This window comes from Granulosicoccus antarcticus IMCC3135 (assembly GCF_002215215.1).
Classification (GTDB): Bacteria; Pseudomonadota; Gammaproteobacteria; order Granulosicoccales; family Granulosicoccaceae; genus Granulosicoccus; species Granulosicoccus antarcticus.
The window spans coordinates 5,671,967-5,689,862 of sequence record NZ_CP018632.1; the positions used below are offsets into that span (position 1 = coordinate 5,671,967).

Below are 17,896 nucleotides of genomic sequence, written 5' to 3' on the forward strand. Positions count from 1 at the left end.
CATGAAGTTGCCACCACGCCCTATCTGCGATGCAGATCCATCAGCCTTGAGTATCGAGCAGGCGCTGGAACGTATCCAGAATGGATTACCACGCATAACAGAGACGGAGGATATCGACTGCAGCAATGCACTGGGCCGCATCTGTGCACAGGATGTGATCTCCCCCATGTCGGTTCCCTCATTCAGGGCCTCCGCCATGGACGGCTATGCCGTACGAGCTGCCGACTGCGAAAACCCCCTGCGACTGGAAGGCCGGTCGATTGCCGGACACCCAGGCACCGACCACATGCCAGCTCAAAGCTGCCAGCGAATCACAACAGGTGCACGGGTACCCGATGATGCAGATGCAGTTGTTCAACAGGAGAATGTCGAACGTTGCGATGACATGATCGTGGTCAAGGTCGCACCCCACGCTGGACTACACGTACGCAACCCCGGCACCGACAGTCAAGAGGGCGACATACTGCTCAGCAAAGGCAGTCGAATAGGCCCCTCCGAACTTGCACTGCTTGCCGCTCACGGCATCACCCACCTGGTGGTCTTCAGAGTCCTGCGTATCGCTTTGCTCTCGACGGGCGATGAACTCCGAGAACCGGGAAACCTACTTGAACCGGGACAGATCTATGATGCCAACCGCCCGTTGTTGCAGGCGATGCTTGCCAGCAGTGCCGTTGAACTCATTGATCTGGGTATCTGCAAGGACTCAGAAGAAGCACTGGAAGAAACACTGAATGCCGCAAGTGAGGTTGATATCATCATATCCAGCGGCGGCGTATCTGTCGGCGATGCCGACCATGTACGCAGTGTGCTCGAACGTACAGGCCAGGTAGATTTGTGGAAAATCGCCATGAAGCCCGGCAGACCGCTGACATTCGGCTTCAGTCGCCCCGGACAATGCTATTTCGGCTTGCCTGGTAATCCAGTATCGGCTGCCATCACGGCACTGATATTCGTCAATCCCTCAATTCGATACATGCTGGGCCATGAGCTTCCACTGCCTGCGCCATTGAGATTGCCAGTGACCGACTCGCTACGCAAGAATCCTGGACGCGTCGAATATCAGCGAGCCATCATGCAGAAGGACAGTCAGAATAATTGGACGGTGGGTACCACAGGGCTGCAGGATTCACATGTGCTTAGCTCACTGCACAAGGCAAACTGCCTGATTGCACTCGAACTCAACTCAGAGGGTGCTCAGATCGGGGATCAGGTAGAGGTATACCCATTCACTCACTTTTCATCGCCAATACTCTGAAGCATCGGGAAAATTTCCGCACCAGGGAATCCTCAACCGGTTCACTTCCCGCTCAAGATCCAGTCCAATAGCTGTTCAATTTAAAACTGATCAGCTGCTGGACCGGATGATAGCTGGATCAGCTGGCTGAGCTGCTTGCTTTCTTCTTGGTAGCGCGTTTCTTGGTAACAGCCTTTTTCTTGCTTACTGGCTTTTTTGCGACGGCCTTCTTGGCGACAGCTTTTTTTGTTACCGCTTTTTTCGCAACAGCCTTCTTGGCAACAGCCTTTTTTGCGACAGCTTTCTTGGCAACGGCCTTTTTTGCTACCGCCTTCTTGGCCACTGCTTTTTTCTTGCCAGCTGCCTTCTTTTTACTGACAGCCTTTTTGGCAACTGCTTTCTTGGCAACGGCCTTTTTCTTGCCGACTGCCTTCTTCTTGCCAACGGCTTTTTTACTGGTAGCCTTTTTTGCCACAACTTTTTTCTTGGCTACTGCTTTTTTCTTGGCTACAGTCTTTTTCTTGCCTACTGCTTTCTTCTTGCTGGCAACTGTTTCACCGGTTGCTGTTTTCTTGGTAACGCGCTTTTTACTGCTAGCCTTCTTGGCGGCTTTAGCAGGTTTAGCTGCAGCCGGTTTGCTCACTCGAGCCATGGTTCACTCCTGACCTTGAATTAAAAATCAAATAACAAGGAGCCATGACGTCGGACTCCCACTACAGCCAAACAGACTGTCCCTATTCATTCGACTTCGATGTTCACTGCACTCTCAAATGATATTCAAGTGTCATGCTTCATCTCGTTCGAACTTGATACGAAATCTCAAGACTTACGCCTCAAAGCCCCGCAAACTTCAGTTGCAAATCAAAACAACTTATGCCCTATGGGCGCATTGTCCACATAGTGCATTACTATTTCAACTGCAACATACAATTGAATCAAAAATACACATTGCAAAACTTTTGCTAACACCATCTGTTTTGCAAATATCAAGACAAGCACCGCCTGCTTATCGCATATGTTGTGCCTGCTTTATTAACCGACCTTTACCCAGCACATTCACACATTCAATCAATGCAAATGGAAAACGTAAAACCCACCCTATCTCTGATGTTTCGACGCGCCGCATCATTTCTTTACGATGGGCTCTTGTTAATAGCAATTTTTTTTATCATCACGGCCATTGCCATCGCGTTCAATCACGGTCATGCCATTCAGAGTTTCGCCTTCTACCTGTTTCTTTTCATCGTCGCTTTTCTGTTCTTCGACTGGTTCTGGAGGCATGGTGGGCAAACACTCGGCATGCGTGCCTGGCGCCTCAGAGTAGAGGCGTTGGACAGTGAGACAATCACCTTGAAGCAGTCTGTTGCCCGCTACCTGACAGGCTTTCTTCTATTTGGTATTTCGTTACTGTACATGCCTTTTTCAAAGCAAGGACTCGCCTTGCACGACAGCTTAAGCAGAACGAAAATAATCAAGTATTACAAATAGTTATAGGAATATTGCAAGACCGGCTTCAGCCTTGAAACAGAACTCGCAGAGAGTCATGTTGTCCGCTTTATACCTACTAGCGCAATACCCAGAAAGACAATCAATGGCAGCAGCGCACTGAGCAAGGGAGATAGGCCGTTCGCCAGCGCAAGCTGCGTCAGCAGTTTGTTCAAAAGCACATAGATAATGCCAAGCATGATACCGATGAAGATCTTCTGCCCTGCTCCACCAGTGCGCTGCGATGCAAACACGAATGGCAGTGAAAGCATCAACATGACAAGCGTCGACAGCGGACTTGCTATTTTCACCCAAAAAGCAAGTTCAATACGTCTACTGTCCAGTTGATTCTCTTTGAGATACTGAATCTGATCATGCAGATTGTTCGCTGAAAGACTCTCCGTTGACACCGAAATGCTCTTGAGCACATCAGCACTTACCAAGTCCGGCACGTCAGAAATTTTGACATCATCAGCCGTGGTGCCGGCATTTCGACGGACAAACTCCGTCCAGGTGATGCTCTTCAATTGCTCGCTGACAACATCGGACGGGGTCAGTCGAGTCAGTTTGACATCTTCAAGCAACCAATCGTCATCGTCTTGCAATTGAGCTCTGGCAGCACTCATTGACATGCTCAGAGCATTACTATCGAAGCGATGAACGCTGACATCCAGCAGCGTAAAGTCAGGCATGACGGTACCCACATTGACATACTGATCTGCCGATTTCAGCCAAAGCCCCCGACTTCCCTTTACTGACAGGCGTTTTTCAAGTGCCGTCAGCCGAAGCTCTTCAGCTATCTGTTCAGCTCGCGGCATGATCGTCTCACCCAGCAAGGCGATCAACAACATCAGCCCTACGCCTGTAATAACAACAGCCCGAATAATCCTGCCGCCCGAGATTCCGGCAGCCCGCATGACAGTCAATTCGCTATTGGATGCCAGACCTCCGAGCCCCAGCAAACTACCCAGCAACACCGCGGGTGAAAACAACATATAGGCCTTGCCTGGTATCGTCAGGAAAACATACTGCACAGCATCGGTCACTGTATAGCTGCCTTTGCCGACATCATCCAACTCACTGATGAAGGCAAAGATACTGGCCAGAGTGACTAGCGTCATCAGCACCAACAGACTCGTCAGCAGAATTGAACGCCCAATGTAACGGTCCAGAATGCCGAACATCACGCAACTCCTCGAAGAGCAGGGTTTTGATGAATGCGATTTCTGGCGAACAACCACGTCCATCCCACTCTTCTAGCCAGTAGAAATATGATCAGACAAACAACCGCCACATGCACTGGCCAGAGCCCGACCCAGGCAGGTATTGCCCCTGCGGCAATCCATTTACGCATCAGCACTAGCAGATTTGCATAGGGAATATAAATCAGTATGGCGATTGCAATTTTCCCGAAGCGGCCTTCGCGAGGAGACGTATAGCTCAACGGCACAGCCAGTAAAGCCAGCAACAATGCAGCTAGCGGTATGGAAATTCGCCATTGCAACTCAGCCTGATCGGCACGATCACCCGTTCCCCACAACTCTGAAAGGCGTTTGCCTTTAACGATCAGGTGCGGCTCGCCAGGAGTCTCACGAGGCCTGAGGATACCCTGACGCTTGAAATCGGTAATCGTATATTCATCGTCCCCAGGTGTACCGACACTGGTTTGTCCATCAGTAAAAATGAGGTATTCATCACCGCTATCAGGATCCACTTGATAAGAGGCTATACGAGCAGAGTCCACGGCCGGTGGCTTGTCGCCTTTCTGCCGAAACATGAAGACATCGTTGAACTGGGTTTTTTCAGGATTACTCTTACGTGCGAAAAATACGGTATTGCCATCACTGGATTCTATGAACTTACCCGGCGTCACCAGACTCAACGCCGACTGATCGCGGATCGTCTGCTTGAGCTGCTGTTCGTAACGAGCAGCCCAGGGTGAGGCAAAAACAGTCAGCACGCCGATCATCACCACCCCCAGCACACCAATGACAGCAGTCGGTCGGAGCAGATCCATCCAGCCCACACCACAGGCTTGCATGACAGTCATCTCGTTATCCCTGTAGAACCTGCCATGGGCAAGCAGAATACCCAGGTAGAGCCCCAGAGGAATCAAGGTAACCAGAAGACTGATCGATTTTACTCCGACCAGCACCAGCAGCATGTCTGCCTGTATGGCGCCATCGGTCACGCTCGACAAGCTACGCCCCAGCACGTTGCCAATCATGATCACCAGCAGGACGATCAGCACCGCCAGCCAGGTAACCAGCATTTCCTTCATCAGGTAGCGATCAAGTATGCGCATATGAAAACAGGTTATCCATGGACGGGCTATCGACGTTCAGTTTGTCTATATGACTGCCTGACACCGCAGACAAGTGTGCAGTAATGCTTGTCAGTTGCAAGTGTACTTCATAAGCTGAAGTACACTAAGCGCACTAACCATTCAAGGATAATAGACCGAATGCAGATCAACGTTGCCACCCGATTGCCGCGTACAGCGGAGAATGCCTGCCAATTGGTTTTCCTGAATGCCGATGGCAAGCTCAAAGGAGCGGCTCGCAAGATAGACAGTGAGTCTCAGGGCCGTATCAAAGCCTTGTTTGCCAGTGGCGATTTTTCTGGCAAGAACGCAGAGACGCTCATGCTTCATGGCCTTGCAGGCACGCCTGCTTCACGTGTTCTATTGGTGGGCCTGGGCGATCGCGCTGCCGGAGCCGCCTCGCTCTGGCGCACCGCCAGCAAGGCGGCCAGCAAAGCCTTACTGGCAAGCCCTGCCACTCTGGCTATCAGTGATTGTCTCAATACGGTCAGCATGGATGGCATTTCAGCGCCTGCCATGGCAGAGCAACTGGCGATCGATATTGTCGGCTCCAGCTATGTATTCACACTTCACACACGCAGCAACATGCCTGCACAGGCATCGCTGAACGAGGTGATACTGAGCACAGACAAAGCCCGGCTGGAAGCTGTCAGCGAAGCGGTTGATCGCGGTCAGTCCACAGCAGCAGGCATGTCTGTCGCACGAGACCTGGGCAATCTTGCACCTAATACCTGTACGCCGAGTTATCTGGCAGACCAGGCTCTGGCACTGGCCGATGAACATGAGAATCTTGCGACCACCATCGTCAGCGAAGAGGAAATGGAATCGCTTGGAATGGGTGCTTTTCTGGCAGTATCACGCGGCAGCAGACAACCGGGCAAACTCATTGTCATGGAATATCAAGGTCGTCCGAAGGCGGGTAAACCAATCGTATTCATTGGCAAGGGGGTGACATTCGACACCGGCGGCATCTCCATCAAGTCCTCCGAGGGCATGGATGAAATGAAGTACGACATGTGCGGTGCGGCCAGCGTATTCGGTGTGATGAATGCCGTTGCCATGCTCGGCCTGCCCTTGAATGTCATTGGTATCGTGGCGGCTGCTGAAAACATGCCGGACGGCGATGCCTGCAGACCCGGCGATGTCGTGACCTCGATGTCGGGACAGACCATCGAGATACTTAACACCGATGCCGAAGGCCGACTGGTGCTTTGCGATGCCCTGACCTATGCTGAACGCTTCAAGCCAGACACGGTCGTCGACATGGCAACACTCACCGGAGCCTGCATCGTTGCATTGGGCAAAGTTGCCAGCGCCGTGCTTGGAAATGATCAGAACACCATCAACGCCTTGTTATCTGCCGGCGAGCAAACGGGAGATCGATGCTGGTCTCTGCCATTATGGGACGAATACCAATCTCAGCTGGACTCCAACTTTGCCGATATGGCTAATATCGGCGGACGTCCGGCAGGTACCATTACCGCGGCCTGCTTCCTGTCCCGATTTGCCAAACAATTCAACTGGGCGCATCTGGACATTGCCGGTACCGCCTGGAACAGTGGCAAGGAGAAAGGCGCAACAGGTCGACCCGTTCCACTACTGATGCAATTTCTCTACAACCGACTGGATTGATTCAATGACAAGGATCGACTTCTACGTGCTGGCAAATAACGATCCGCTTGCTCGCCTGCAACTTGTCTGCAAGCTGGCTGAAAAGGCGATCGGCCAGAACCAGAAGGTCCTCATCCATAGCGATTCGGATGAGCAGCTGATAACGCTTGATCAAACACTGTGGGATTTCCGGGCATTGAGTTTCATCGCCCATCAATTATTACCCGCAAATCATGTTTTCAGCACATCGGACAACGATCCAGTCCACTTGTCGACGGGTGCACCAGCACCCGATCGAACCTTACTGATCAATCTGGCAGAACAGGTTCCCCCCTTCTTCTCGCGTTTCGAAAGAACCCTGGAAGTCATCAATGAAGAGCCTGACGTGCAGAGCGCGGGCCGCTTGCGCTACCGCTTCTATCAGCAGCGCGGCTATCCGCTACATCATCACAAAATCTAGATCTATACTCATACTCTGGCCATTCCAAACATCTGTCAGGTGGTGACACCTCCTACAGTGAAGTGACTTGTGCCGTTGACACACAGCCCCTAGACGCTACTGAAGAAGTACACTATCAAGATGGATAAGACATACAACCCGAAAGCCATCGAAGAGCGTTGGTACGACATCTGGGAACAGAACGGCTATTTTGCCCCCCAGGGTGAAGGCGAACCCTACTGCATCATGATCCCGCCTCCCAATGTAACCGGCACGCTGCATATGGGGCATGCGTTTCAGGACACCATCATGGATGCCCTGATTCGTTATCACCGCATGCTGGGTGACAAGACACTGTGGCAACCTGGCTGCGATCATGCTGGTATCGCCACACAGATGCTGGTCGAGCGCCAGATCAACAAGGAAGGCAAGACACGCCACGACCTGGGTCGCGAAGCTTTTCTCGAACGCGTCTGGAAATGGAAGGAGGAATCCGGCGGCACCATTACTAAACAGTTACGCCGTCTGGGAGCCTCACCTGACTGGCAAGCCGAACGTTTCACCATGGATGAAGGCATGTCCGCAGCGGTGCAGGATGTTTTTATCCGCCTGCATGATGATGGCCTCATCTATCGTGGCAAACGACTGGTCAACTGGGACCCTGTCTTGCACACAGCCCTCTCCGATCTGGAAGTACTCAGTGAAGAAGAAGATGGCAGTCTCTGGCATTTCCGCTACCCACTCACTGACGGCAGTGGCTCACTGGTCATTGCCACCACACGACCTGAAACACTGCTCGGTGATTCTGCAGTAGCCGTGCACCCAGAAGACGAGCGTTTCAGCCACCTGGTGGGCAAAACCATCACGCTGCCACTGGTTGGTCGTGAGATCCCCATCGTTGCCGATGACTATGTCGATCCCGAATTCGGTTCGGGTTGCGTAAAGATCACACCGGCACATGACTTCAATGACTATGCACTCGGACAGCGCCATAATCTGGAAGTCATTAATATCCTGACCGACGATGCCGCCATGAATGATGTGGTGCCTGAGGAATATCGTGGGCTGGATCGCTTCGAGGCCCGGAAGAAAGTAGTCGCTGCCATGAAAGCGGCCGGCCTGCTGGTCGAGATCAAGCCACACAAGCTGATGGTACCCAGAGGCGATCGTTCAGGTGTCGTGGTTGAACCCTATCTGACCGACCAGTGGTACGTTGATCTGACAAGTGAAAAGCAAGCTGATGGACGGCCCGGTGGACACGCGGCCATTATCCAGCCATCTCTGGATGCGGTCTCGAATGGCAGCATCAACTTCGTGCCGGACAACTGGACTCACACCTACAATCAGTGGCTGGGGAATATCCAGGACTGGTGCATCAGTCGCCAGATCTGGTGGGGACACCGCATTCCTGCCTGGTATGACGAGGCTGGCAACATCTATGTTGCTGAAAACGAAGCTGCTGTACGTACCAAATATTCACTGAGCGATGATCTGGCACTGCGTCAGGACGACGATGTACTGGATACCTGGTTCTCATCAGCTCTCTGGCCTTTTGCCACACTGGGCTGGCCGGAGAAGACCGACAGACTCGAGGAATTCTATCCCGGCTCTGTATTGGTCACCGGTTTCGACATCATTTTCTTCTGGGTTGCCCGCATGGTTATGTTCGGCACCTATTTCATGGATGGCAAGGTGCCCTTCCGCGATGTCTATATGCATGGACTGGTACGCGATGCATCGGGCCAGAAAATGTCCAAGTCCAAAGGTAATGTCCTGGACCCACTGGACATCATTGATGGCATCGAACTGGAAGCTCTGGTAACCAAGCGCACCGCCAACCTGATGCAGGAGCACAAGGCACAGGCCATCGAAGAGCAGACTCGCAAGGAATTTGCCGACGGCATCCCGGGCTACGGTACCGATGCATTGCGCTTCACCTTTGCTTCACTCGCCTCTAATGGCCGAGACATCCGCTTTGACATGAAGCGCGTCGAAGGCTATCGCAACTTCTGTAACAAGCTGTTCAATGCGACCCGCTACGTGCTGATGAACACTGAAGGCCTGATAGCAGACGACGTGCCTGCTACCTTGAATCCGATTGATCGATGGATAACAAGCCAGCTTCAACACACCGAGGCAGCCGTTGCTCACCATATTGCGGAGTACCGCTTTGACCTGGCAGCAACCGCCCTGTACGAGTTCATCTGGAATGAATACTGTGACTGGTATCTGGAAATGGCAAAACCCATTCTGACGGGCAATACCAGCGATGAACAGAAACAGGCAACCCGCGTAACTCTGGTCAGAGTGCTCGAAACCACACTCCGGCTGGCACACCCCTTCATGCCATACATCACTGAAGAACTGTGGCAGCAAGTTGCGCCGTTGGCAGACAAGTCCGGCCCTACAATCTCATTGCAACCTTATCCTCTCAGCGATACACAGCTCATCGACCAGCAATCGCTGGATGAAATCGAGTGGGTCAAACAGGTTGTCATGGGCGTGCGCCGCATCCGCTCGGAAATGAATATCAATCCGGGCAAGCGTTTGCCTCTGATACTTGCAGATTCATCAGCCACAGATATCGAACGGCTGGAGCAGCATCGAGAGTTACTGGTTTTCCTGGCCAGACTGGACACTATCGAATTGCTCGACACCAACACCGAGGCCCCTGATTGCGCTGTTTCTCTGGTGGATCAACTCAAACTGATGATCCCGATGGCAGGCTTGATCGACAAGCAAGCTGAATTGGCGCGATTGACCAAGGAGACAGACCGGTTAACCAAAGAAGTCGCACGTCTGAGCGGCAAACTGGGTAATCCCGGCTTTACGGCCAAGGCACCTGCCAATGTGGTTGAATCAGAGCAGCGCAAACTGGATGATGCCAGAAGCTCTTTGACACAGCTTGAAGAGCAGCGTCAACGTATCGCGGCCATGTAACAGGATTGATCATACCGCCGCCTGAGAAATCGGTCGATTTCTCAGGTTCTGATCTGCCTACTGACTTATAACGTTCGATTGCCGGAGGCGAATCTCCGGCCCTGCAAAGCAGGTTAGCTCGTTGCGAGCAGGTACTGCACGATCAGCCAGACGACAAACAGGAACACGAACGTTCCGATAAAGCCACCAATAATGAAATGCAGTGGTTTTCCCTGAGTGAAATCACGCTCGCGGTTCTTTTTCGACTGAACACCAATTAGCCCAGCCCCAACGCTCTGAACAATGTTCCAGAAGCTTGTTCCGGAACGTTCGCTGACACCACCATCACCATCGGTATGGGAACTGCTTTTTTCTGGACTCTGCGTCATATTGCCTCTTGTACTACTCTAGAAACGTAACCCTGCTTTAGCAGAGTAGGACTGATAATCCCCAGTTTGATCCGCTTCAACGGTTATCGCAACCCCCAGATTGATAGTCAAACCGACATACAGTTTGTTCTGTTCGACCGTTTCCGAATCCAGACCACCCTCGCCGTCAAGCTTGGCTCTTGTCTGCACGATTCCAACGCCTGCAAAAGGTGTCAGCATCACAAAACCCTTTGAGACAGTCAGCTCCAACGCGCCGTTGCTAAGGTCCAGGTCGTCAACCCCTTCCATCTGACTGTAACTGGCACGAACGGCCAGAGACGGAGTCAGGATTCCACCATCGATCAAGCTGTAACGCACTTCCGCACCCACAATGGATATGTCCGTATCAATAGACTTGGTGAGTGAGGCGCCGATATCCAGACCGAAAGGCAGGCCTTTCAAGACCTGAACTCGCGCCAGATTGATCTGACCGCTGTCAAACGAGCCATTGCTGCCAGCATCGAAAAGATTTTCATCAATTTCAGTGCTGGACAATACGACACCAACATCAAAACCCAACAGACCTTGACCCTCACCTGGTGAGACGCCTTTGTAATGAGTGCCTGCACCCAGATTTTCAGTCAGATCGCTGAATTGATCCTGATTCAAGGCACCCAGTGAATCCAGCGTACCTGCCCTTGAAAGAGCGGGCAATAACAGGATACTGGTGGCCACCACAGTGGCACACAATCGGGTGACGTTCGACATTCTGAATTTCATTATTTCTCGGCCTCTTGTTTTAACTTGCCGACTCGAGCGCCTCCATGCTCTCTAGTAGCTTCTCTTCTATGTCGTCCACAGAGCGACGCGCTTCAAGCTCTTCGGCCAGTAATTGCGTCAATTCAGACTTGCGTTCTTCATTGTACAGGCCATCAGCGCCCAATTTCTCTCTGACTTTGGCAAGACGGTCCGTTGCCTTGTCCAGTGCTTTCTCATGCAAGGATACGGCCTTCGTCAACGGTGCCAGGCGGGCTCGACGGTCGGCATCCAGTCGTTTCTGCGCTTTTCGGTCTAACATCCCGTCCATCGGAGCTAACCCGGAGGCGCTCTCGACACCAGCAGCACCACCGTTCATTGCAGATTGTCCAGAATTAGTACTGACATCCCCTGATACCGCTTGGCGCTGTGCTGCCAACCAGCGCGCATATCCATCCAGATCGTCATTGAAAGGAGTCAAAGAACCCTTGGCGACCAGCCACAATTCATCCACCACCGTCCTCAGCATGGTTCGATCATGTGAAATGACAAGCAAGGCACCTTCGAAAGCCACCAAAGCATCTGCCAAAGACTCACGCATGACAATATCCAGATGGTTAGTTGGCTCATCCAGCAACAGCAGATTAGGCTTGGACTGAACAATCAACGCAAGTGCCAGCCTGGCACGCTCGCCCCCCGATAGTGTCTCTGTTATTTGCAATGCTCGATCACCGGCAAAGCCGAACGTTCCCAGGAAGGTTCGCGCCTGCGTTTCGCTCAAAGACGGATCGTGTGTCAGAAGCGCCTGCAATGGCGTCTGATCAGAGCGCAGCTGATCTACCTGATGTTGTGCAAAATAGCCGATACGCAATTTCTGAGCAGGTATCCGACTTCCAGCCTGCAGCTCAAGCGAGCCTACCAGCGCTTTGACCAAAGTCGATTTGCCTGCGCCATTGACACCGAGCAAACCGATACGGTCGCCGCTCTGCACCGTCAGATTCACCTTGTTAAGTATCGTGTTCTCTCCGTATCCCAGATTGGCCTGCTGCAACACCACCAGCGGACTGGGCATGGTATCCGGCGTCTGAAAACTGAAGGTAAAGGGCGATTCGGGACGCACAGCCTGAGTATCACCCAGCCGTTCCAGCATCTTCAAACGACTCTGGGCCTGCCGGGCTTTACTGGCTTTCGCCCGAAAACGATCGACAAAACCCTGAAGCTCCTTGCGTCGGGCCTGAGCCTTTTCGTGCTCTGCTTGCTGATTGCTGAGACGGGCAGATCGCCAACGTTCAAATGCACTGTAATTACCCGTAACCAGAGAAACCGCTTCCGATTCGATATGCATTGTCGTATTGGTCACTGCATCGAGAAACTCACGATCATGCGAGACCAGTATCAGCGTACCTTCTCGCTGGCGCAGCCACGTTTCCAGCCACAGCACGGCATCAAGATCCAGGTGATTGGTAGGCTCATCCAGCAACAGTAATTCATTCGGACTCATCAAGGCCTGGCCGAGATTGAGCCGCATGCGCCAACCACCTGAGAAACGCGAAACCGGCCATTGATGTTGTTCAGTGGAAAAACCGAGACCATTGAGCAGCGATCCAGCTCTGGACTGAATGGTATATCCGCCCGCCTGCTCCAGGTCCGACAGATGAACGGCCAGACGCTCGCCCTCCTGGTCGGAACACTGATCAATGGCTGTCTGTATCAGGCGCAATTTCTGATCACCATCAACAACATAGTCGAGAGCACTTCGTTCCGAGGATTGCGTTTCCTGCGCAACATGCGTTATTCCGACATGTTGCTGCAGGCTGATGCTGCCGGTGTCCGGCTCCAGGGTTCCCTGGATCATTGCAAAAAGGCTGGATTTACCGGTGCCATTGGCACCCGTCAACCCCACCTTCTGGCCAGCATGGATAACGCAATTAACATCGCCAAACAGGCGTTTACCGTCGCGTCTACAGGCGACATCATTAAGACTGAGCATGCGCAGTATTTTACGCTGTCCAAGGACCCAGGCGCTCACTCAATCCATCTACTTACCCCGATAGTTTCCAAATAAGGCGGATCCAGAGTACCAATCAGCCATTCTGGGCGGTTCTGCTATCATCCGCCCCATGAAATCGGAGAACATATCGTGACCAGCAAGCGTTTTCGAATCACTACCACGCTCCTTGCCCTGCTGTTACTCAGCGGATGTGGCATCAATAACATTCCGACTTACGATGAAGCGGTCAACGGGCGCTGGAGTGAAGTACAGAACCAGTACAAGCGCCGTGCCGACCTGGTTCCCAATCTGGTAAACACAGTCGAAGGCTTTGCACAGCAAGAGCGTGACGTGCTGACAGAAGTCACTGAAGCCCGTACTCGCGTTTCTCAAATGAATATCTCGCCTGAAATGCTGACCGATCCGGAAGCTTTCCAACAATTCCAGGCCAATCAGGGCGAACTGACCTCTGCACTGCAGCGTCTCATGGTTGTCGTGGAAGCCTATCCCGACCTGAAGTCCAATGAAAACTTCCTTGCCTTGCAACAGCAACTCGAAGGAACAGAGAATCGCATCAGTGTCGCTCGACGAGACTACATCCAGGCGGTTCAGACCTATAACACGGAGCTGCGAACCATACCCGGACGCTGGTGGCATCGATTCATGTATTCGGACATGCTGACCAAGGAAAATTTTTCGATCAGTGAAGCTGACGCAGCTAATCCGACTGTCGAATTCAAGAACTGATCTTGTCTGCACGAATGCCACTTGCAAACCATGCTGAATATTCATGCTTGATTCACTGATCAACCGCAGATTCTTCTGGCTGTGCAGCCTCTGGCTGGCATTCGTATTTGTCTGTTCAGGCGTTATCCCGAAGGCCTACGCCCAGGACGACCTTCCGGCCTTGACAGGCAGAGTGGTCGACCTGGCCAAGCTGCTCGACAGTGCTCAGGAAACCGCTTTGAGCGCACAGCTGGAAGCCCATGAAAGCCAGACCAGCAATCAATTGGTCGTCGTCACCTTGCCATCACTGAACGGCAACCAGATTGCCGATTACGCCAATCGACTAGGGCGATTCTGGGAAATTGGCAGCGCCGAAGATGACAACGGAGTTTTACTGCTAATCGCCCCCAGTGAGCGCAAGGTTCGCATCGAGGTCGGCTACGGCCTGGAAGGTGCGCTGACCGATTCTTTGTCAAGCATCATCATTCAGCGAGAAATTCTTCCGCCCTTCCGGAGCAATAACTATGCGCTGGGTATTCAGCAAGGGGTGGATGCGATCATCGGCGCCATCGCAGGCGAGTACAAGGCACCGGCCAACTCAGGCTCAGCAAGCAATAACTCTGATCCATTCTCCGAAAAAGTCGGAAACTTCATACCCTTGATTTTCATTGCCATGGTTGCCGTACCAGAACTACTGCGTCGCCGAGGGCTGACCAAAGCGGCAAAAGGGGCTTTTCCGGCAGGCTTTGCGGGACTAATGATATCGGTTGTAACAGGCAATTTTCTCATAGGCCTGGCGGTTGCTGTGGTGGCATTCCTGTTTGTCTATTTCTTTGGCTCTGGCAACGGCAAAGGCGGCGGCGGAACCGGTGGACGGCATTCAGGTGGTTTTGCTGGAGGTGGCCGCATCGGTCGCGGCGGCTTGGGTGGTGGTGGCGGATTTAGTGGTGGCGGCGGCAGCTTCGGCGGCGGCGGTGCTTCGGGAGGATGGTAACCATGTCATTTTTAAGTGAATCCGAGAAAGCCCGACTGATCACCAAGATCAACGAAGCTGAATCAAGAACACACGCCGAAATCGTCACCGTTATTGCACAACAGAGTGATGGTTATCGCTACATCCCCATTCTTTGGGCAGCCTTGCTTGCCCTAAGCGTACCAGGCCTGTATTACGCATGGCTGAACTTCTATGCCAGTGGCTGGTTGCCGGCCGAAGAAACGTTAAGCCACACTTACTGGTTATACCCGATCCAGGTACTGGTTTTTCTCGGTCTGGGCATGGTTTTCCAGATTCCAAAGGCAAGACTATGGATGATTCCGGCGTCCGTCAAACGCCAGCGCGCGGCACGCCATGCCAGAGAACAATTCTTTTTACAAAATCTCCATCAAACCCGTGGTCGTACTGGCGTACTGATTTTTGTGTCAGTAGCAGAGCATTACGTGGAAATCATTGTTGACTCAGCCATTGCCGAGGTGGTGGACAATTCATTGTGGGAAGCAACCGTGCAAGAATTTATCGAACACATCAGCAAAAACGAAATTGCAGCAGGGTTCGAAAACACGATAGAACATTGCAGAGAAGTCCTGTGGGAGCACTTCCCTGCCCCAGATGGTCGTCCGGATGAGCTTCCCAATCATCTGATTGAAGTCTGAGCTCTGTTCTCGTCGCAGCCGCTCTTACGCCTCAGACCGGCTGTCAGGTTCTTTTTTCGTCACCACTTCACCGGCAAGCACGAAGGTCATGAAGGCAACGGGTGCCAGGCAAAGCAGAGCAATTCTCAGCCCGAATACTTCAGACATGAACCCAATCAGCGGCGGGGCAACCAGAAAGGCACTGAATGAGATCATGTTCAATGAGGCAACATTGTCCGCAGGTCGCCCGCCCGGTCTGTTGGCGGCAGCACTGACCGCCAGAGGAAAAACGATGGCGACACCTGCACCGGATAACGCCGCTGCCAGAAATGCCCAAGGCACAGTTGGCGCCAATGCAAATAATACTATTCCGACACACGAGGCAAGTCCTGACACCTGAACAATACGCAAATCACCAAACTGCGTTGCCAGCCTGTCTCCTGCCAGTCGAACTGAGGCCATAACCAGTGAAAATGATGAATAGGCTATCGCGATAACCCATGGCCCGGCTGCCAGCACGTCACGCATGAAAACTGCAGACCAGTCAATGAAGGCACCTTCAACCATCATGATTCCCAATGGCATCATGCACAGCAAGACAATTGCTCTGGAGGGAAGTCTGAACAATTCTGATTGGCCTTCAGCAACAACTTCGCCGCCGCCATCGTCCCCGGACACCTGCAAGCCTTCACCCACAGAGCGCTCCTCATTCAGAATTGCCGCCTTGTTTGTCCGGCGACTCAGTACCGGTAAGGCAGTTGCCGCAAAGTAGCCACAGACGGCAATCACAGGCATGGTTATCAGAAAGTGTGTGGAGACTGATAGCCCGTATTGTGCGACCCCACCACCCAGCAGTGCACCGAACATGGTCCCCAGACTCCAGAAACCGTGACAGCGAGACATGAGTCGTTTGCCGGCGACTTTCTCGATACGAGCCGCCTCGGTATTCATGGCCGTCTCTATCATCCCGACAGCGAAGCCGCTGAATACCAGTGCAATGGCCAGCTGTGTAAAGTCGGTGGCCAACGCGGGACCAAGAAACAACAGTGCCCAGAGCGGCAGAAAGGTTCGACAGGCGTTACGCAAACCCGTCATTTCGATGAGCTTGCCAGCAATGGAAAAACTGACAAGTGTGCCCAAGGGCATCATCAGCAGAGCCAGACCCAGGCTGCCATCGGACAGCCCCAGTGTATTTTTTATGTCAGGAATTCGTGGAATCCATTGTCCGAGGACAGAGGATTCAAAGAAAAACACACTGAATATAGCCCAAGTGGCCTTACTGGATTGCATACGATCAGACGAAAGACAAGACTAGGAAACGGCAGCATAACGCGTTGTCTTTCGACAAGGTGGAGCTCAGGCTCCACCTTGTTATTTACTGGCAGTCGATCATTCTTGCCAGTGGGACAAATTACAGAACAAAGAGCCCGTTATTTGGACTTGTTCATTGAAATGACTTTTTTGTCTTGTGGCGTAGATAAGGTGTTGAGAAACTCACGGAACTCCTCGCCCACTTCCTCGTGCTCAAGTGCAAATTCCACTTGAGCCTTCAGATAGCCCAGCTTGCTTCCACAGTCAAATCGTCGACCCTTGAAGTTGTAAGACAAAACACGTTGCTCTTTCAGTAACTCGGCGATGGCATCGGTCAGCTGGATTTCGTTACCCGCACCGCGTTGTGTGTTTTCCAGCAGGTCGAAGATACGAGGTGTGAGTATGTAACGACCCACTACAGCAAGATTACTGGGTGCTTTATCAACGGCAGGCTTCTCAACGATACCGGACACTTCCATCAAACCGGGTTTCACTTCGGTTCCAGCCACAATTCCATAGGAACTAACATCTTCCTTGGGCACTATTTCAGTACCCAGAACCGAGCAATGCTGGAAGTTGAACACATCGACCATCTGCGACAGGCAAGGCTTTTCGACCTTGCCAGAGTTGATCAGGTCATCGGCCAATATAACGGCGAAAGGTTCATCATTGACTACGGGGCGAGCACACAAAACCGCGTGGCCCAGGCCAAGTGCTTGTGACTGTCGAATGAAAACACAATTGACATGGCTGGGCAGAATATTGCGCAGCACTTCCAGCATCTTGACCTTGGACTTGGCTTCCAGTTCGCGCTCCAGCTCGTAGGCAGTATCAAAATGATCTTCGATAGAACGCTTGTTACGCCCGGTCACAAAGATCAATGTCTCGATACCTGCAGCAACTGCCTCTTCTGCGGCATATTGGATCAGCGGCTTATCGACAACCGGCAACATTTCCTTGGGATTTGCCTTGGTGGCGGGCAGGAAACGTGTACCCATACCAGCTACTGGAAATACTGCCTTCTTAATCGCTTTCATAAGTCCTATATATCCTTGCTCGCGACAGTCATACCTGTCGCTGCGTTATCATCGAGTCAGATGGAACA

16 protein-coding genes are annotated in these 17,896 nt (G+C 52.4%); 8 read left to right on the forward strand and 8 right to left on the reverse strand.

Annotated features, from left to right (window positions below; all coding sequences use genetic code 11):
- Position 1: 1 nt before the first annotated feature.
- Complete coding sequence (gene moeA / locus IMCC3135_RS24625) at positions 2 to 1,255, forward strand: molybdopterin molybdotransferase MoeA (RefSeq protein WP_088920006.1); 1,254 nt, start codon at positions 2 to 4, stop codon at positions 1,253 to 1,255.
- Positions 1,256 to 1,373: 118 nt separating this feature from the next.
- On the opposite strand, the gene IMCC3135_RS24630 is transcribed toward moeA, so the two are convergent.
- The gene (locus IMCC3135_RS24630) at positions 1,374 to 1,886 is read right to left on the reverse strand and encodes a histone H1-like repetitive region-containing protein (protein ID WP_088920007.1); all 513 of its coding nucleotides are present in this window, start codon (positions 1,884 to 1,886) and stop codon (positions 1,374 to 1,376) included.
- A gap of 419 nt (positions 1,887 to 2,305) precedes the next feature.
- Between IMCC3135_RS24630 and IMCC3135_RS24635 the strand changes: the two genes are divergently transcribed.
- Complete coding sequence (locus IMCC3135_RS24635; RefSeq protein ID WP_088920008.1) at positions 2,306 to 2,722, forward strand: RDD family protein; 417 nt, start codon at positions 2,306 to 2,308, stop codon at positions 2,720 to 2,722.
- Between the two features lie 53 nt (positions 2,723 to 2,775).
- Here the strand turns inward: IMCC3135_RS24635 and lptG are convergent, their stop codons facing one another.
- Together lptG and lptF are read right to left on the reverse strand one after the other, a co-directional pair.
- On the reverse strand, positions 2,776 to 3,903 hold the full coding sequence (gene lptG, locus IMCC3135_RS24640) for an LPS export ABC transporter permease LptG (RefSeq protein WP_157736252.1): 1,128 nt from the start codon (positions 3,901 to 3,903) through the stop codon (positions 2,776 to 2,778).
- Complete coding sequence (lptF, locus tag IMCC3135_RS24645) at positions 3,903 to 5,024, reverse strand: LPS export ABC transporter permease LptF (RefSeq protein ID WP_088920010.1); 1,122 nt, start codon at positions 5,022 to 5,024, stop codon at positions 3,903 to 3,905. Before lptF ends, lptG begins: the two co-directional genes overlap by 1 nt.
- Before the next feature lie 159 nt (positions 5,025 to 5,183).
- Here lptF and IMCC3135_RS24650 point away from each other — a divergent pair, with 159 nt between their 5' ends.
- The 3 genes from IMCC3135_RS24650 to IMCC3135_RS24660 all read left to right on the forward strand — a co-directional run bounded on the left by IMCC3135_RS24650 (position 5,184) and on the right by IMCC3135_RS24660 (position 10,032).
- Complete coding sequence (locus tag IMCC3135_RS24650; RefSeq protein ID WP_088920011.1) at positions 5,184 to 6,674, forward strand: leucyl aminopeptidase; 1,491 nt, start codon at positions 5,184 to 5,186, stop codon at positions 6,672 to 6,674.
- A gap of 4 nt (positions 6,675 to 6,678) precedes the next feature.
- Positions 6,679 to 7,113 carry a DNA polymerase III subunit chi gene (locus tag IMCC3135_RS24655; RefSeq protein WP_088920012.1) on the forward strand — a complete coding sequence of 145 codons (435 nt, stop codon included), beginning with the start codon at positions 6,679 to 6,681 and terminating at the stop codon, positions 7,111 to 7,113.
- A 120-nt stretch (positions 7,114 to 7,233) separates the two neighbouring features.
- A complete protein-coding gene (locus IMCC3135_RS24660) occupies positions 7,234 to 10,032 on the forward strand; it encodes a valine--tRNA ligase (protein WP_088920013.1) in 2,799 nt (932 codons plus the stop codon).
- A 113-nt stretch (positions 10,033 to 10,145) separates the two neighbouring features.
- On the opposite strand, the gene IMCC3135_RS24665 is transcribed toward IMCC3135_RS24660, so the two are convergent.
- Genes IMCC3135_RS24665 through IMCC3135_RS24675 form a run of 3 tightly spaced genes read right to left on the reverse strand, consistent with a single transcriptional unit; the run spans position 10,146 to position 13,125 of the window.
- Positions 10,146 to 10,400, reverse strand: coding sequence for a DUF2970 domain-containing protein (locus IMCC3135_RS24665; protein WP_088920014.1), 255 nt, complete (start codon positions 10,398 to 10,400; stop codon positions 10,146 to 10,148).
- Between the two features lie 18 nt (positions 10,401 to 10,418).
- Complete coding sequence (locus IMCC3135_RS24670; RefSeq protein ID WP_157736253.1) at positions 10,419 to 11,159, reverse strand: hypothetical protein; 741 nt, start codon at positions 11,157 to 11,159, stop codon at positions 10,419 to 10,421.
- Between the two features lie 19 nt (positions 11,160 to 11,178).
- Positions 11,179 to 13,125 carry an ATP-binding cassette domain-containing protein gene (locus tag IMCC3135_RS24675; RefSeq protein WP_088922055.1) on the reverse strand — a complete coding sequence of 649 codons (1,947 nt, stop codon included), beginning with the start codon at positions 13,123 to 13,125 and terminating at the stop codon, positions 11,179 to 11,181.
- 150 nt (positions 13,126 to 13,275) lie between these two features.
- Between IMCC3135_RS24675 and IMCC3135_RS24680 the strand changes: the two genes are divergently transcribed.
- The 3 genes from IMCC3135_RS24680 to IMCC3135_RS24690 are packed head-to-tail and all read left to right on the forward strand — an operon-like array spanning position 13,276 to position 15,501.
- Entirely contained in the window at positions 13,276 to 13,872 is a 597-nt protein-coding gene (locus tag IMCC3135_RS24680; protein WP_236994650.1) for a LemA family protein, read from the forward strand.
- Between the two features lie 43 nt (positions 13,873 to 13,915).
- Positions 13,916 to 14,845, forward strand: a complete 930-nt coding sequence (locus IMCC3135_RS24685) for a TPM domain-containing protein (RefSeq protein WP_088920017.1) — start codon at positions 13,916 to 13,918, stop codon at positions 14,843 to 14,845.
- Positions 14,846 to 14,847: 2 nt separating this feature from the next.
- The gene (locus IMCC3135_RS24690; RefSeq protein WP_157736254.1) at positions 14,848 to 15,501 is read left to right on the forward strand and encodes a TPM domain-containing protein; all 654 of its coding nucleotides are present in this window, start codon (positions 14,848 to 14,850) and stop codon (positions 15,499 to 15,501) included.
- A 24-nt stretch (positions 15,502 to 15,525) separates the two neighbouring features.
- Here IMCC3135_RS24690 and IMCC3135_RS24695 read toward each other — a convergent pair whose 3' ends face one another.
- Together IMCC3135_RS24695 and galU are read right to left on the reverse strand one after the other, a co-directional pair.
- Positions 15,526 to 16,770, reverse strand: a complete 1,245-nt coding sequence (locus tag IMCC3135_RS24695) for an MFS transporter (RefSeq protein ID WP_088920019.1) — start codon at positions 16,768 to 16,770, stop codon at positions 15,526 to 15,528.
- A 140-nt stretch (positions 16,771 to 16,910) separates the two neighbouring features.
- The gene (galU, locus tag IMCC3135_RS24700) at positions 16,911 to 17,828 is read right to left on the reverse strand and encodes a UTP--glucose-1-phosphate uridylyltransferase GalU (RefSeq protein WP_088920020.1); all 918 of its coding nucleotides are present in this window, start codon (positions 17,826 to 17,828) and stop codon (positions 16,911 to 16,913) included.
- Between the last annotated feature and the right edge of the window lie 68 nt (positions 17,829 to 17,896).